General features: G+C 50.3%; 13 protein-coding genes. 6 read left to right on the plus strand and 7 right to left on the minus strand.

The genetic code is table 11. The annotated features are described in order from the left end of the window. Window positions 1-100: 100 nt before the first annotated feature. The 6 genes from ACO0K9_RS08575 to ACO0K9_RS08600 form a co-directional block, all read right to left on the minus strand. The gene (locus tag ACO0K9_RS08575) at window positions 101-2,413 is read right to left on the minus strand and encodes a P-loop NTPase fold protein (RefSeq protein WP_422984361.1); all 2,313 of its coding nucleotides are present in this window, start codon (window positions 2,411-2,413) and stop codon (window positions 101-103) included. Further along, window positions 2,310-2,927: a P-loop NTPase fold protein gene (locus ACO0K9_RS08580; RefSeq protein WP_422983816.1), complete on the minus strand. Its 618-nt coding sequence runs from the start codon at window positions 2,925-2,927 to the stop codon at window positions 2,310-2,312. The genes ACO0K9_RS08575 and ACO0K9_RS08580 overlap by 104 nt, the downstream gene beginning before the upstream one ends. A 284-nt stretch (window positions 2,928-3,211) precedes the next feature. Continuing rightward, complete coding sequence (locus tag ACO0K9_RS08585) at window positions 3,212-4,381, minus strand: BMP family ABC transporter substrate-binding protein (protein WP_422983818.1); 1,170 nt, start codon at window positions 4,379-4,381, stop codon at window positions 3,212-3,214. Between the two features lie 98 nt (window positions 4,382-4,479). Continuing rightward, window positions 4,480-5,400 carry an ABC transporter permease gene (locus ACO0K9_RS08590; protein WP_422983820.1) on the minus strand — a complete coding sequence of 307 codons (921 nt, stop codon included), beginning with the start codon at window positions 5,398-5,400 and terminating at the stop codon, window positions 4,480-4,482. 6 nt (window positions 5,401-5,406) lie between these two features. Beyond that, on the minus strand, window positions 5,407-6,501 hold the full coding sequence (locus ACO0K9_RS08595) for an ABC transporter permease (RefSeq protein ID WP_422983822.1): 1,095 nt from the start codon (window positions 6,499-6,501) through the stop codon (window positions 5,407-5,409). Next, entirely contained in the window at window positions 6,494-8,080 is a 1,587-nt protein-coding gene (locus ACO0K9_RS08600; RefSeq protein WP_422983824.1) for an ABC transporter ATP-binding protein, read from the minus strand. Before ACO0K9_RS08600 ends, ACO0K9_RS08595 begins: the two co-directional genes overlap by 8 nt. A 495-nt stretch (window positions 8,081-8,575) precedes the next feature. Between ACO0K9_RS08600 and ACO0K9_RS08605 the strand changes: the two genes are divergently transcribed. From ACO0K9_RS08605 to ACO0K9_RS08630, 6 genes are all read left to right on the plus strand, one after another. Next, window positions 8,576-9,310: an AzlC family ABC transporter permease gene (locus ACO0K9_RS08605; RefSeq protein ID WP_422983826.1), complete on the plus strand. Its 735-nt coding sequence runs from the start codon at window positions 8,576-8,578 to the stop codon at window positions 9,308-9,310. Beyond that, window positions 9,307-9,627 (plus strand): AzlD domain-containing protein, encoded by a 321-nt coding sequence (locus tag ACO0K9_RS08610; protein ID WP_422983828.1) that lies wholly within the window; start codon window positions 9,307-9,309, stop codon window positions 9,625-9,627. Before ACO0K9_RS08605 ends, ACO0K9_RS08610 begins: the two co-directional genes overlap by 4 nt. Window positions 9,628-9,765: 138 nt before the next feature. Next, a complete protein-coding gene (locus ACO0K9_RS08615) occupies window positions 9,766-10,911 on the plus strand; it encodes a serine hydrolase domain-containing protein (RefSeq protein WP_422983830.1) in 1,146 nt (381 codons plus the stop codon). A gap of 89 nt (window positions 10,912-11,000) precedes the next feature. Next, the gene (locus ACO0K9_RS08620) at window positions 11,001-12,425 is read left to right on the plus strand and encodes a metallophosphoesterase family protein (protein ID WP_422983832.1); all 1,425 of its coding nucleotides are present in this window, start codon (window positions 11,001-11,003) and stop codon (window positions 12,423-12,425) included. A gap of 304 nt (window positions 12,426-12,729) precedes the next feature. Next, window positions 12,730-13,107 (plus strand): hypothetical protein, encoded by a 378-nt coding sequence (locus tag ACO0K9_RS08625; protein WP_422983834.1) that lies wholly within the window; start codon window positions 12,730-12,732, stop codon window positions 13,105-13,107. 475 nt (window positions 13,108-13,582) lie between these two features. After that, window positions 13,583-15,316: a methyl-accepting chemotaxis protein gene (locus ACO0K9_RS08630; RefSeq protein ID WP_422983836.1), complete on the plus strand. Its 1,734-nt coding sequence runs from the start codon at window positions 13,583-13,585 to the stop codon at window positions 15,314-15,316. 116 nt (window positions 15,317-15,432) lie between these two features. On the opposite strand, the gene ACO0K9_RS08635 is transcribed toward ACO0K9_RS08630, so the two are convergent. Then, entirely contained in the window at window positions 15,433-16,011 is a 579-nt protein-coding gene (locus tag ACO0K9_RS08635) for an ATP-dependent Clp protease proteolytic subunit (RefSeq protein WP_422983838.1), read from the minus strand. Window positions 16,012-16,016: the final 5 nt, after the last annotated feature.

The raw sequence follows: 16,016 nt of genomic DNA on the forward strand, positions 1-16,016 counted from the left end.
ATAAACCGGAGATTATCGCAAATGACATATTTTAAATTCAAATCGTGGACACCCCTAAAACCGCCAAAACCAGCGCCTGCATTAGCTTTGCTGGCTTTACTTACCAATTTAACCGGACACTAGTGAAATGGAGTAAATAGTTGGACTCCATGAAGCATTTATACCAGTCGTAAACGAATAAGTTCGCAGCTATACTTGCCGAAAATTTCTTAGCTTCCGGATCTCCATGCAAATTCAGTAAATAGATGCATTTACCGTACAAAATAGGATCGGTAGATAATGAGGATTCTGCATTTCTTACACTACCAAATTTACAAAGATTTTTGATTATTTTCTCTAGTTCTACTTCGTCAGCCCAAGAATACTCATCTATAGACAGCAATCCCATTTGTGAAGAATAGAGAGCTTCATCAATAAACGATTTGATTATTTGAATAGCCAAGATATTTTCGGAGTCGGATGCTAAATACCAAATAGTATGAATTTGGTTATATTCAATGAAAAGATTGAATATGTTAGTCAGTTCTTCTTTCTCTCTTTTTTTGCGCCAGTAGTTTTTAATGTTTTCACTTATATTTGGTTTTTTGAGTAAATCATTTCTCCAAATAATTGAAGCCAATATAGGCAACGATTTCGATTTTCCGATGTCTTCAACCAAAGCCCTATTCCAGAAAGTTGGTTGTGTGAGCGCGTTTGAAAGCTGTTCTTGGATTTTTTCAGGGCATGAACCAAAAAATCTGAGTATCAGTTCATAAGCTAATTCATTATGCACTTCTCTTTCTCGGGAATTTACCCAAATTACTAATTTAGCTGAGACTCCTGTCCATTCAGGTGAGTCTGGATATATACGTATCGTTCTTATGAGATCAGTTAATTCAGCAGTGGTTAACGTATTTGGATTGCTGCTAGCATTAGATGCGATTGCTGTGATAGCTCCTCTTGCAGGTAAAACTTCAGGTATTGAGACATCGTATTCATGAAGCTCATTTAGCCAAATAGACCAATTTTTTACATCCAAATTTGAATAAAGTAATCTATCCACTCCATGTCCAACCTTTTTCTGGAGGGCATTTAATTTTTCGACATTTTCAAATTCAGTGGCATTAAATTTTTCAGATCCAACTGATTTAACTATGTCTTTAATTTTTTCAAGTAACTTTGTTTTTGACCAAATATATACGTCTTGAGGAGCTGAATTTAGCGAAGCTAATTTTAATAATGGAACTGAATAATCAATGGTTTCAAAATTCCAATCTTTGTCGGGTGTCTTCCAGATGTCTAGAATATGCTTGATTTCATTGGTTAACTTTGTACGCTCGTCATATAGTCCATCATGTATTGCGTTGACCGTCGCAACTACATATTCTTCTGTATGTGTTACTGATGGTAGAAATTCGGCTCGGATCGAATGCCATACAATCCAAAATGCATCGCCGTGTTCTGTCAATATGTCTTTGATTTTTCCTCCGTCACCATTTTTAATTGAAGCTTTAATAAGTGGAGACAGTAAGAGTTGAGCACCTTTCTCCTTGCGAACACCAAATAGCATTCCTGCGATTTCCATTTTAAGTATGGTTGAACCAGTGTGACTTTCATATTTATTAGGTAATCCTTCATCTAATAACTCATTCCTTAATTCTGATTTATTGTAGCGTTGTCGATATTGACCATATAGGCACATAGCTTCTGCAGACATTATTCCACCCCACCGCATACCTAGCATACCAACTTGATTGATAAGAACTTTAATGTCTCTTGGCGTAGGTGAACTACCTAAACTACTCGCATATCTTTTAAACGTTTCCAAAATGGTTATACGTTCCTGTTCTGGCCAGTGTTCTAGCGCAATATTAATACTACGCTGTGCATACTCAAGCCAAGCTGACATGACAGGTTCAGGTACTTCTGCGATAAATTGAAAGCATTTTTTTAAAAAGGAAGATGAGATATTCGTAGCATTGCCGTCGTTAGATTCCCCCCAAATTTTTATGAATCCTTCACGGTCAAATGGAACAATGAACCAAAGTTTGTCTACCCAATCCTTATTCTTTTTGTTTGTGGATCGTCGTTGAAAAAAAGTCTGCAGAGTTGCCCAAATGTTTTTCGCGTGTTGAGGGTCAACACGGTCAAGGTTATCTATAACTAGAACAAATTTATCTATCTTATTTTTTTCAATCGCATGCCCTAATATTTTCTCAAAGTAGCGCTCAAACTCAATCGAAGTTCTTTCGCCATCTTCCGTTATATCTTGCACTGAACTCTCAATTGATTCAGTTTTAAAGAAATCCCATGAAACCTTCCCTGTTGCTTTATCCTCTTCCCCTATAAAAAACCAAGATCCTATAAAAATAAATGGAGATAAACAAAAAAAACAGTCCAAGAAAAAATAACCAGTAAATTGAACCAGCATCATTGGACCAAGGGAGTTTGAAAATTTCATAATTAACTTTCCCCAATAATGCGGTTCCCAAAGGGATAGTCAGTGCGACGAATGAGAGTAATTTTCCAAACTGTGACGCTGATTTTTTTGATTCGACGGAGACGGTCTTTTTCCTGCCTGTGATTTCCTTTTCAATTTCGAGAAGATAGTCGTCCTGGCCATCAGGATCCATTTCTTTTATTAAGCTTTCCAGGAATATTCTTCTTAGCGGATCTCCATCATGTGCCCAAGCGTCAAACATAAAGAATTTTGCTTTTTGATTCTTATCCTCTATCAATTGATCTTTGAGTAAATTTATAACCGTGGATTTGCCAGACCCCCAGTTTCCTTCTAAGCCTATTGTTACGCCTTTATTTGAGGATTGAATCAAGTTGAACAAATTCTCGCTGACCTGCGCATGAGTTTGGTCTTCAAACAAATCCTTCTCTGCAACGACTTCGTTCAAAATATTGAACTTGTAACCAGTAATGGTTTCATGCTTAGACATAGATTGCTTTCTTTTAATGTGATGCACTTATATTTTCATAATCTACATTCAAGCTTTTGTTGTTAAATTGGTCAAGAATTTTCGTCATTTATGTTGATTTTTGTTGTTCTTTTTGAAATGCAAATTTATTTGTTGAATTTAAAACTTTTTGATCAGCAGTTTTTCTCAATCTAAATATGCATTTACTGGATTGCGATTGAAGTTCATTTCGAATGATTCAAAAAAAACGTGGCTACCTGTTATCAGGCAGCCACGTTTTTTGTGGAAAGTAGGACTCTGTCGATTTAACCCGGAACCTTACCTTCCACCCCTTCCACATAAAACTTCACATCATGCAAGAACTTGTCATCAGCGACGGCGTCCTTGCCCAGCACTTCCTTGCCGGTGTTGTCCTTGATCGGGCCTTTCCAGATTGGGACTGTGCCGTCGATGACGCCCTGGCGTTTGTCGGCGATGAGTTTTTTCACGTCATCGGACAGGCTGGCGTTGAAGTTTTTCAGGTCTATCATGTTTTCTTTCAGGCCCCACCAGGTGGTGTCTGATTTCCATTTGCCATCCAGTGCTTCACCAACGCGCTTGGTGTAATAGACACCCCAGTCGATGACGGATGCGGCCAGGTGGGCTTTGGCGCCGAATTTGCTCATGTCGCTGTCCCAGCCAAAGGCGTACACGCCTTTTTCTTCGGCAGTTTGTACCACGGCGGCAGAGTCAGTATTTTGCATCAGCACATCCACACCCTGGCCAATAAGGGTGGTGGCAGCTTCACGTTCCTTGCCCGGATCAAACCATTTGTTAACCCAGACTACCTTGGTAGTGGCTTTGGGGTTCACCGAGCGGGCACCGAGAGTGAAGGAATTGATATTGCGCAGCACTTCAGGAATAGGGATGGACGCAACGACACCCAGCTTGCCGGATTTGCTCATCTTGCCAGCGGCGATACCTGCGAGATAAGCACCTTCATAGGTACGCACATCATATTGCGCCATGTTGTCTGCAGTTTTGTAACCGGTGGCGTGTTCGAATTTGACATCCGGAAAGTCTTTCGCCACTTTCAGCATGGCCTCCATGTAGCCGAAGGTGGTACCGAAGATCACCTTGTTACCCTGGGTGGCCAGGTCGCGGATCACGCGTTCAGCATCGGCTGCGCTTTCTGGTACGTTTTCAACAAAGGTGGTTTTGACCTTGTCACCATATTTGGCTTCGACCGCCTTGCGGCCGACATCATGTGCAAATGTCCAGCCTGCGTCCCCTACCGGGCCGACATAGATGAAGCCGACCTTCAAGGGTTCGGGTGCGGCAGGGACGGCGGCTACACTGGCTGGCGCAGCCGAAGCAGTGGAAGCAGGCTTGCTTTCTTCTTTCTGACCACAAGCGGCAAGACCCATAGTCCCAACAATTCCAACAATCGCCAGGGACAGCCCGGCTGTCAGGGTTTTTCTGCGAGAAATTTTCATGGTGAGCTTCCTAGTATTGATGAAACGTGGATGACAAAGTTTCTTGAAACGAAAAATACAACAATCAATTTATCCCATAATACCCTCAGGCAATACCGTCATGCAGACCCCGGACGGAAAGGTTTCCCCAGCGATGCCGGCATGTTCAGGCGTATCCAGTCTGGATTGCGTGAAATCAATATAAGCACCACGATGGTCGCCAGATACGGCAGCATGGACAGGATTTCTGAAGGAACAGCAATGCCTATCGCCTGAAAATGGAACTGCAATATCGTTACACTACCAAACAGTAAGGCACCGAGCAAGACGCGTGCCGGGCGCCAGGTGGCAAAGGTGGTCAGGGCCAGGGCTATCCAGCCACGGCCGGCTACCAGGCCTTCCACCCACATCGGTGTGTAGACCACAGACAGGTAAGCCCCCGCCACGCCGCAACAGGCACCACTGAACAGCAAGGCTATATAACGGATTTTGCGTACCGGATACCCCAGGGCATGGGCAGATTCGGGCGATTCACCAACGGCGCGCAAGATCAGGCCCGCCCGGCTGCGGTACAAAAACCAGGCAATCGCCACGCACAGTAGCAGGCTGAAATACACGATGCCATGCTGGTCGAACAAGGCCTTGCCCAGGAACGGGATATCAGACAGATACGGTATGCCATGTCCCCCTGCAGGCAGTGACTGACCGACAAAAGACTGCCCGATAAAAGCCGACAGGCCGCCGCCAAAGATGGATAGTGCCAGCCCGGTGGCGACCTGGTTGGTCGCCAGCACCAGCGCCAGCCAGGCAAACAGGGTCGCCATCAGCATACCGGCGACGGCACCGGCGACAAAGCCCAGCCACGGCATATGGGTCTGGTGGGCGACTGCAAAGCCGACTATGGCGGCCACCAGCATCATGCCTTCGGCACCAAGATTGAGCACACCTGCACGTTCATTGATCAGCAGGCCCAGTGCAGCAATCAGCAGGGGCGTGCCGGAATTGATGGAGGCGGCGATCAGCGCAGCAAAATTTTCCATGGTCGCTTATTTCTGCCAGCGAAGGCGGTAATTGATCAGGGTATCGCAGGCCAGCAGCAAAAACAGCAGCATGCCCTGGAACAGGCCGGTGATGGCAGACGGCAGACCAAGCCGTGATTGCGCCATCTCGCCCCCCAGATAAAACAGCGACAGCACCAGACCGCCAAAGATGCTGCCTATGGGGTTAAGGCGGCCAATAAAAGCGACGATGATGGCAGCAAAGCCATAGCCGGGTGAAATCGATGGCAAGACCTGGCCGATGGGGCCAGCCACTTCAAACGCGCCTGCCATGCCGGCAAAGCCGCCAGAAATCAGCAGTGACAACCACAAGGCCTTGCGGCTGGAAAAACCGGCATAGCGTGCCGCCAGCGGTGCCAGCCCACCCACGGTCAGGCGATAACCGGCAAAGCTGCGATACACAAAGACCACCATCAGGCCACTGGCAATCAGCATGACGATAAAGCCGACATGCAGGCGGCTGCCCTGGAACAGATGCGGTAATAAAAAGTCGCTGGAAAACACCTTGGATTGTGGAAAATTCATGCCAGCCGGGTCTTTCAGCGGGCCATTCACGGCATACATCAACAGCAGTTGTGCAATATAAGTCAGCATCAGCGAGACCAGGATTTCATTCGCATTGTAGCGGTCACGCAATAGCGCGGTAATGCTGGCCCACAGTGCACCACCGACCACACCGGCGCAGGTGGCCAGTACCAGCACCGTGCCGCCAGCCAGGCCGGATGTGCCAGGTGTACCAGGCGTACCAAACAGGCCAGTATCAAAAAACAGGATGGTGCTGCCCGCTGCCAGGCCACCGGCTATCAACTGGCCTTCGGCACCGATGTTCCAGACATTGGCGCGGTAACAAACTGACAGCCCCAGTGCGCACAGTACCAGCGGCGTGGTCTTCAGCAATAATTCGGCAATCGCGGCTTTGCTGCGTATCGGTTCGATCAAAAATACCTGCAAGCCAGTCAAAGGGTTTTTACCCAGGGCCATGAACAGCAGGGCACCAAAAAAGATAGTCAGCAACAGCGCCAGTACTGGCGAAAAATAAGCCATGCTGCGCGAGCTGCCGGCGCGTAATTCCAGCTTAAGCATGCTCCCCTCCTTTGCGGCGGCGGGTCTTGCCCAGCGAGACGGTTTCGGCAGTTTCTCCATCTTTCCACAGGCCGCTCATCCATAAGCCTATTTTTTCGCGTGTGGCGGTGGCCGTGGCGATAGAGGGCGACAAACGCCCCTTGGCAATCACGTGCATGCGGTTGCACAGTTCAAACAATTCATCCAGTTCTTCAGAAATCACCAGCACGGCACAGCCAGCCTGTTTCAACTGGCGGATTTCGGCATGGATCTGGGCTGCAGCACCCACATCCACCCCCCAGGTGGGCTGGGCGACGATGAAGACATCGGGCTGCCGCGTGATCTCGCGGCCGACGATAAATTTTTGCAGGTTGCCGCCAGACAGGCTGCGCGCCAGTGCCGCCGGGCCAGATGCCTTGACGCGAAAGCGGCTGATGATATCTGCTGCCGCCTGCATGGTATGGCGAAAGTCGATCATCCCATGGCGCACGAATTGTCCATGCTGATGTGACAGCAACATATTGTTGGTGAGGCTCATTTCCGGTACAGCACCACGGCCCAGTCTTTCTTCTGGCACCAGGCTCTGGCCCAGGCTGCGGCGTGCTTCTGGCCCCAGGTTGCCGACCAGCTTGCCTTTCAGTCGTATCATTCTGGCGTTGGCACGACGGTCTTCGCCAGACAGGGCGGCCAGCAATTCTTGCTGGCCATTGCCGGATACCCCGGCGATGCCGACGATTTCACCGCCAAATACTTCCATATCGATGTCATATAGTGCGGTCGCAAACGCATGCGCCTTGGGCAGACTCAGGCCACAGAGCAGCAGGCGTGAATCACCCAGTATGCATTCACCGGTCTCTGTGGATGGTGGCAAGTCTTCACCTATCATCATGCGCGACAGGCTGGCGGCAGTTTCCTGGGCCGGGTCGCAATGACCAGTCACTTTGCCGCCCCGCATGACGGTTGCTGAATGACAGAGTTCACGGATTTCATCCAGCTTGTGGCTGATATACAGGATGCTGCAACCTTCGGCTGCAATCTGGCGCAGGGTGACAAACAGCTTTTGCACAGCCTGCGGTGTCAGCACTGAAGTGGGTTCATCCAGTATCAATAATTGCGGTTTGGTCAGCAGAGCCCGCACGATTTCCACCCGCTGTCTTTCACCGACTGACAGAGTATGCACATGGCGGTGCGGTTCCAGTTCCAGCCCATACTTGTCGCCAGTCTGGGCGATTTGTTCTGCCAGCGCTTGCATATTGACGTTCTTGTCCAGCCCAAGCGCAATGTTTTCGGCAACGGTCAGGGTATCGAACAGAGAAAAATGCTGGAACACCATGGCAATGCCCAGCTTGCGTGCATCTTGCGGCGTCGTGATCCTGGTTTCTTCACCATTCCAGCGCAGCGTGCCGGCATCAGGTTTGACGGCACCAAAGATGATCTTCATCAGTGTCGACTTGCCAGCGCCATTTTCACCCAGCACCGCATGGATTTCACCCGGTGCCACTTGCAGGTCAACCTGGTCATTGGCAATGACCGCCGGATAGCGTTTGGAGATGCCTTTCAGTTCCAGTCGGGGCAAGCTTGGTGGCGCGGCAGAATTCACTTTATCCTTTCGAAACAAAGGTGGATAGTCAAGAGTAGAGAGTAAGCATGTCGCTCAACATCACGTGTACGGCATGCGCATCATTTGCATCATATTATAAGTGTGTCAACCGCCCAAACTTAAAATCTCTGCGTCATTTACATGGCAGGAGTTTGGTGATGATGCTAGGCAATTGGTAGCAATGATGAAATTCTCAGCAGACTGCCCGTTCACGTTGTTTTCAAGCATCAATCATGCAGGTCGTACCCATTACGCGCAGCAAGAATTCTGCCAGCTTGCCATCCTCCCGCCTTGAACGCCTGGTGCATATAATATAAAACGCTGGCCTCGCTCTTTGCGGATGCAGAATTGCTGCTGGCACTATCCAATGTTGGCGCTGTTAGCCAGGGGAATTGATTTTTTCCTCGTCAGCGCCGTCAAAGCGCAAGATCGTACAAGCGCAAATTTCCCGAAACGGGCATGATTCCATATCCATATTAAAAGGGATTCAAAAGGATGCCTCCTTTGCACACTTCTTCCCGTCTGAGCAATTTTACCGCCGGCGTGCGCGATACCGTGCCCATGCTGGTGGGCGCAGCCCCTTTCGGCATGATATTTGGCACCCTGGTTGCTACCGCACAATTGAGTGCCTGGCAGGGGCAGCTCATGTCGCTGTCGGTATTTGCCGGTTCCAGCCAGTTCATTGCGGTTGGCTTGATCGCCGGGCATGCCAGCATGCTGGTGATCTGGCTGGCGACCCTGATCGTGAATCTGCGCCATATGCTGTATGCGGCTTCACTGATGCCCTATGTACGCCATTTACCGCGCCGCTGGCGCTGGACCCTGGGATTTTTGCTGACGGATGAAACCTTTGCCGTGGTTAATCGCTATTATCGCGAGCATCATCATGCCAAAGACGGTCATTGGTATTTCTTTGGTTCGGGCTTGTCCATGTATGCCAACTGGCAGTGCTGGACCCTGGTTGGCTTGTTGTTTGGTGCGATTTTCCCGAAATTACAGACCCTGGGGCTGGACTTTGCCATGGTGGCAACTTTCATTGCCATTGTGGTACCGCAGTTATACCGGCGACCGCATTTGCTGGCCGCCGTCGTGGCTGGCAGCACAGCCTATGCATTGCAGGGTTTGCCTTACAAACTGGGTTTGCTGGTTGCCGTGGTGGCAGGTGTGGGTACGGGCATGCTGTCGTCCAGATCCAGTACAAATAAGCAAAAAGAAGTAGAGCCAGCATGAATATCACTTTAACCATATTAGGCATGGCCGTCATCACTTTCCTGGTCAAGGCCCTGATCTTCATGCTGGGTGACCGTGTGATGTTTTCTGCCAATGTGCGCAAGGCGCTGGACTTTGTGCCGGTGACGGTGCTGACAGCCATTATCGTCCCCATGATATTGTCGCCGCACGGACAAGAACTGGAATTGAGCTGGCGCAATCCGCAACTGGTGGCCGCCTCTGTGGCTGTCATGGTCTGCGCCGCAACACGCCATCAACTGGCTACCATCATCGTTGGTCTGCTGGTATTTTTCAGTTGGCAATTCATGCTTGGCTGATGAAAGTTTTGCGTTCAAGCCCTTTGTTCAAGGAGTGGCACGACTAACTATGTACCAACTGCGTAGTAAGATAGCTGTTTTTTTGATGTCCGCACAGTTCAGGCTATGACTTACGATTTCAGCAAGGTAAATGCAGCAATGCAAAAATATGTGGACAGGGAAATCCTGGCCGGTGTATCGACCGCCGTTCTGGTCGGGCGCGAACTGGTGCATCAGCATTGCACTGGCTGGGCAGACCGCGAAAGCCAGACGCCCATGCGCGACGACCACCTGTTTCGCGTGTTTTCCAATACCAAGCTGATTACCTCGATGGCGGTTTTGCTCTTGATGGAAGAGGGCAAGCTGGAACTGGATCAGCCCGCCGAAGAATTCTTGCCACAACTGGCACAGCGTCAGGTATTGAAACCCGGTGCGACCAGCCTGGATGACACCGAACCGTCACGCAGCAAGATCACCATCAGGCAATTGCTGAACCATACTTCCGGACTCAGCTATGGCCTGCTGGATCACGGCACGTTGATGTATAAGACCTACAATGAAAAACGGGTGTTGAATGCCTTCACCAGCCTGGCCGAGATGATGGATGTGCTGGCCGGACTGCCCTTGAGCTTTCATCCGGGCACAGCCTGGGAATATTCGATCGCCACCGACGTGCTGGCGCGCCTGGTGGAAGTGGTCAGCGGCATGGGTTTTGACCGCTTCCTGCAATTGCGCATACTCAACCCCCTGGCCATGCATGACACCAGTTTTGTCGTACCCGAACACAAGCGTGATCGCCTGGCGTCTTATTATGCGGGTACTGATCCGCAAAATATCCTGCAACGCGGTTTGCGCAAGCTCGACAAATCACCGTATCCCGGTGCCTTTGTCACGCCGGTGGCGCGCTTGTCGGGTGGTGGTGGACTGGTTTCCAGCATCCAGGACATGCTGTCCCTGATGCGCAGTTTCATGCCGGATGGCGATACTCTGCTGCAAGCCTCGACCATCAAGCTGATGATGCAGAACCAGTTGCCAGCAGGTACCGGGATAGCTTTTCCCGGCGTTGGTGCCGTGCCCGGCAAAGGATTTGGCCTGGGTGGTGCAGTAACCTTGATGCCTTCATCAATCGACCCGCCGGCAGCAACAGGTGAATTTGAATGGGGTGGTATCGCCGGTACGCACTGGTGGCTATCACCACGCCACAATATTGCCGGTGTACTGATGACACAAAGGCTGATGAGTTTCTGGCACCCGTTTTCATTTGATTTCAAACGCCTGACGTATGAGGCGCTGGGACATACTTAAATCAGTACCGGACGGACCTTCATCAAGCGGACATGATTCCGCATTAAGCTGCGCAGCAAGGATGGTATTACTTCATGAGAGAGAAAATAATGAGTTTCAATATGGCGCAAAGACTGCGTGTGATTTCCAGCTTGACGCTTGTCAGCCTGCTTGCTGCGTGCGGCACGGTGCCTACGCAAAATGAACCGGCTGGCAAGTTGCAGGCGGCCTGGGTGGTACTGGGTGAAAATGGCCAGGCGATCGCCCGCGCCATCACCACAGATACCGCATGCCCGACCCTGATGCAAGATGGCGTGGCCCAGCCCATGCAGATACGCGCCGCTGCTGCTACCCTGCCTGTGCGCAACACCGCCAGCGACCCGGTAGACAGCAAGGCATCTGCTTTCCCGGTCCTGACTTGTGATGCAGTATTACCGGCGAACGCCAAAACCGCCAGTATCGCGGGTCATGCTTTGCCTTTGCCGAAAGCGGTAACGCAAAAAATTGTAGTGATCGGTGATACGGGTTGTCGTTTGAAATCGAAGGACAATTACTTCCAGTCTTGCAATGACAGTGAAAAATGGGCTTTCCGTGAAATGGTGGAAACCGCGGCCCGTTTCAAACCTGACCTGGTGGTACATGTGGGTGATTACCATTACCGCGAAAATGCCTGTCCCGAAGGTAATAAGGAATGTGCCGGCAGCCCCTGGGGTTATGGCTGGGATACCTGGCAGGCTGATTTCTTTTCCCCCGCCACGGCTTTGCTGAAAACCGCACCCTGGATAGTCGTGCGCGGCAATCATGAATCCTGTACGCGGGCAGGCCAGGGCTGGTGGCGCCTGATGGACCCGCGTCCTTTGCAGGCGGGTCGTGATTGCATCGCCGAGCAAGATGACCAGGGTGGCGATTACAGCGCCCCCTATGCCGTACCTTTGGGCCGGGTTGGCAGCGAGCAGGCACAATTCATCGTCTTTGATTCCGCCAAAGTACCCAACAAGCCACTGGCAAAAACCGATGCTGCCTATCAGTTGTATATGGAGCAGTTCAAGGCAGTCAATAAACTGGCAGAAACAGCAGACTTCAATCTCTTCATTGATCATCATCCGGTACTGGGTTTTGCTGCGGAATCTAAAAAAGGCGGTGAGTTGAAAATCTACCCAGGCAATCTTGCCATGCAAGATATCATGCAAACGCTGAACAGCACACGCCTGTTTCCATCCAGGGTACAGGCTACCCTGGCGGGCCACGTACACTTGTTTGAAGCGCTGACCTTCAGTAGTGGTCAACCTGTGCAATTTGTGTCTGGCAATGGCGGTTCTTCACTCGATACCGCTTTGCCAACACCATTGGAAGCCAATGCCACACCCTATACCGAGGCAAAGCTCGATCATTTCAGCAATTCCAATGACGTTGGTTTCATGACCATGGAACGCGAGCAGCAAAGCTGGAAAGTCCAGGCCTGGAACAAGCAGGGCAAGCTGATTACCGAATGTCGCATGCAGGGTAATAAAACCGAATGCAAGGCAATGAAGTAATATTTTTCTTTCTGCAAAAAACGGAGCTTGATGCTCCGTTTTTTTTTGTAGTGTCACAAAACGGCCATCTTCATTACACGTTCTTGTCATATCGCTTTCCTACACTGGCGGGCTTTCTACCCACCATTCGACTTCTTATTTCCCGGCGCGCATCATCGGTGGCTTGGCGATAGAACGTGGCCCGGGCAATGCCAGCAATCTGGGGCAGGCAACATTTGGCGGTTCCATCAACCTGTTTTACTAAGAGTTGTCGCAGGATTTCAATTTCACACCGTATGCGACTTTTGGTTCGTGGAATACAAAAATGCTGGGTGTACAACTTGATAGCGGTATTTCCTCGCATTTTGGTGATACCCATTTCATGTTCAACGGCTCACGCCTGACTACCGATGGTTACCTGACTTACAGTGGCGTGACGGAAGATAATTACCAGTTCAAATTGCAGCGCAGCCTGCGCAAAGATACGGTGATCACCGTGTTTTCCACCTATAACAAAATCACCAGCTATACACCTGATAAAGGTGGTGTGACCTTGAACCAGGTCGCACAATTCGGAAAAAACTATGTGTTGAACAATGACCCGACCAGCCAGAATTATTTTGGCTACAACTTCAACAGCAAGAGCACTGATTTCGACTGCGGTGTGTGGCAAGGTACTTGTCGCCTCAACGTAAATCATTAGCTGTAGGTTGGGTCGGGCCTCGCCAGGCTACGCTTTATCAACCCAACACTGTGCTATCAAACACGTATTCGTCGTTTCGTCTCTCCTGCATATGGGCATCGTTGCACGTCGTACTTTGATTAAGAAATTGCCCTTCGTAGAACCAAGCCGGGTCTCGGCCCGGTGGCCGAATTCCGTTCTTTGGCGAGAGCGCAAAACATTGCGTTCCGAGAGTCAAAGCTGTCATTCAGCTTCTTTATCCATCTGAATTTCATCACGTTGAAGCAAGGCAGATACAGGTTTTACACCGCATGCCAGTGATGAGTTTGCCTTCTGCCTTGGCAATTTTTACAACGAGAATCCGGTTTCGTGTGCCAATTCGCATCAGGAAGTTGATTTTTGTATAAATATCAACTAAAACTACCTTAGTAGTCCATCCGTCCCGCCTCATTTCCCTTTGATCGCATCGTGCCGTTCTTTTACCTGAGGACTCGCTATGAAATTGTTTAATAACCTGAGGATTTCAGCCAAGCTGTTTGTGGGTTTCATTCTGCTGTTGATATTGACTGCCTTTCTGGGCAGTTTTTCCATCTTTCAATTATCACGCGTCAACCAGACTGCACTGGAACTGGGCACCAACTGGATGCCCAGTGTGAATGCTGCCATGGGCATCAAGGAAAGAATCTCGCGCCTGCGTACCCAGGAAATGCAGATCGTGTTGTCGGCAGGCGATGCAGAGAATCTGAAAAAATATGAACAGCGCTGGCAAGACTATGTGGCCGAGTTGAAGAAATATGAGGGAGACTACGTCAAACTGATCAGTTCTGCAGATGAACAAAAAAAATTTGCGGAATACACCAAGCTGTGGGATTTGTACGCCATCCAGGCCAAAAAACTGACAGAGCAGGCCAACGCCGGCAATATGGAAGAGGCACGTACGACCTTGCGTGGAGAATCCTCCAGACTGAATGCCGAAATACTTAAGATGACAGACCAGATGGTGCAGATCAATTCTGAGGGGGGCACTGCCGCCTATCACCTTGGTGAAGCTATTTATTCCCATTCCAGGACCCTGATACTGGGTTTGATCCTGCTGACCATTGCGCTGGGTTTATTGCTGGCTTACTGGATAGCCAGAGTGGTGGCCCGTCCCTTGCAGGAGGCTGTCAGGGTTGCCAAAACGGTGGCATCCGGTGACCTGACCAGTGATATCGAAGTTAAATCCAGGGATGAAACCGGTGAGTTATTGCAGGCCCTGAAAGAGATGAATGGCAACTTGCTGTCTGTCGTCAGCGAAGTGCGCACCGGTACTGACCTGATTGCGACAGCCTCGACAGAAATAGCTAGCGGTAATATGGATTTGTCTGCACGCACTGAAAGCCAGGCTGGTTCACTCGAAGAAACCGCGTCGTCGATGGAAGAACTGGCGTCGACCGTCAAACAAAACAGTGACAATGCGCGCCAGGCCCATCAACTATCCCACTCGGCCTCGGCCGTGGCTCAAAAGGGGGGGGATGTGGTGTCGCAGGTGGTGGACACCATGGGCTTCATCAATGCTTCATCGAAAAAGATTGTCGATATCATTGCGGTCATTGACGGCATCGCCTTCCAGACCAATATTCTGGCCTTGAATGCGGCGGTGGAAGCTGCACGGGCTGGCGAACAGGGCCGTGGTTTTGCCGTGGTGGCGTCGGAAGTACGCAATCTGGCGCAGCGTTCGGCCAGTGCCGCCAAAGAAATCAAGGACCTGATCAATGATTCGGTAGAAAAAGTCGACCAGGGTACGCGCCTGGTCGATCTGGCCGGTTCCACCATGAAAGAAGTGGTGGAAAGCGTCAAACGCGTGAGTGACATCATCAGCGAGATTACGGCAGCCGGATCGGAGCAGAGTTCCGGCATAGACCAGATCAATACCGCCATCATACAGATGGACCAGGTCACCCAGCAAAATGCAGCGCTGGTGGAACAGGCTGCCGCAGCGGCAGCGGCCTTGCAGGAACAGGCGGCCACCCTGAGTCAAGTCGTGAGTATTTTCAAGCTCGATCAATCCGGCGACCGACCCCGGCAAGCCGCTGACAGACTGGCTGTCCCGACGATGACGCGGGCCGCGCAGCCAGCGCTGAAACCGATAGTCAGAGTGGCCCGCCCAGCCATAGCGGCGAATACAACGGCTGTTTCACGGAAAGAAGCGGTGGTGAATGGTGGGCAATCTGACTGGGAAGAATTTTAGAAAGGTTTCAGAAAGCAAAAAGGTCATCCGCATAGTGCCTATGTGGATGACCTGATCTTGCTACTTAGAACCTGCTTATGATCCTACTGTTCAGGCCTTGGTCTGCCTGGCAGAAATCAGCTCAATTCTGTCTGTTTGACGATAATGCGTGATACCAGGCCATATTCGCTGGCTTCAGCGGCGCTCATCCAGTAATCGCGGTCGATATCGGCCGTGACTTTTTCCAGTGTCTGGCCAGATTCTTTGGCGATCAGGGCGGCGATGCGTTCGCGTACCTTGACGATTTCACGTGCCTGGATGGCGATATCGGTTGCCTGACCACCGCAACCACCGCTAGGCTGATGAATCAGGAAACGTGTATTTGGCAGGCAGACGCGGCGTTCTTTCGGCACCGACAGGAACACATTGACTGCTGCACTGCCAACCCAGCCTGTACCCACCATATTGACTGGGGCATCGATGAACTTGACGATGTCATGGATGACATCGCCTGATTCCACGTGACCACCAGGGGAAGAGACCAGGATGGTGATCGGGTCTTTCGATTCTGCCGCCAGCGCGATCAGGCGCTTGCTGACTTCGGCTGCCAGTTTGTCGTTGATGGTGCCAAATACCAGCACGGTACGGGATTTAAAGGCCTTTTCTTCAAGAAAAGGGCTGCGTTGTATATCGTTGTTGTCTTTGTCGTCGGCCATGGAAG

The sequence above is a fragment of the Undibacterium sp. Ji50W genome, from assembly GCF_049340445.1.
Lineage (GTDB): Bacteria > Pseudomonadota > Gammaproteobacteria > Burkholderiales > Burkholderiaceae_D > Undibacterium.

Coding starts and splice junctions, on each gene's coding strand:
- ACO0K9_RS08575 (WP_422984361.1), bottom strand. CDS start 2,413: ATGATGCTGGTTCAATTTACTGGTTATTTTTTCTTGGACTGTTTTTTT.
- ACO0K9_RS08580 (WP_422983816.1), bottom strand. CDS start 2,927: ATGTCTAAGCATGAAACCATTACTGGTTACAAGTTCAATATTTTGAAC.
- ACO0K9_RS08585 (WP_422983818.1), bottom strand. CDS start 4,381: ATGAAAATTTCTCGCAGAAAAACCCTGACAGCCGGGCTGTCCCTGGCG.
- ACO0K9_RS08590 (WP_422983820.1), bottom strand. CDS start 5,400: ATGGAAAATTTTGCTGCGCTGATCGCCGCCTCCATCAATTCCGGCACG.
- ACO0K9_RS08595 (WP_422983822.1), bottom strand. CDS start 6,501: ATGCTTAAGCTGGAATTACGCGCCGGCAGCTCGCGCAGCATGGCTTAT.
- ACO0K9_RS08605 (WP_422983826.1), top strand. CDS start 8,576: ATGCCTCCTTTGCACACTTCTTCCCGTCTGAGCAATTTTACCGCCGGC.
- ACO0K9_RS08610 (WP_422983828.1), top strand. CDS start 9,307: ATGAATATCACTTTAACCATATTAGGCATGGCCGTCATCACTTTCCTG.
- ACO0K9_RS08615 (WP_422983830.1), top strand. CDS start 9,766: ATGCAAAAATATGTGGACAGGGAAATCCTGGCCGGTGTATCGACCGCC.
- ACO0K9_RS08620 (WP_422983832.1), top strand. CDS start 11,001: ATGAGTTTCAATATGGCGCAAAGACTGCGTGTGATTTCCAGCTTGACG.
- ACO0K9_RS08625 (WP_422983834.1), top strand. CDS start 12,730: ATGCTGGGTGTACAACTTGATAGCGGTATTTCCTCGCATTTTGGTGAT.
- ACO0K9_RS08630 (WP_422983836.1), top strand. CDS start 13,583: ATGAAATTGTTTAATAACCTGAGGATTTCAGCCAAGCTGTTTGTGGGT.
- ACO0K9_RS08635 (WP_422983838.1), bottom strand. CDS start 16,011: ATGGCCGACGACAAAGACAACAACGATATACAACGCAGCCCTTTTCTT.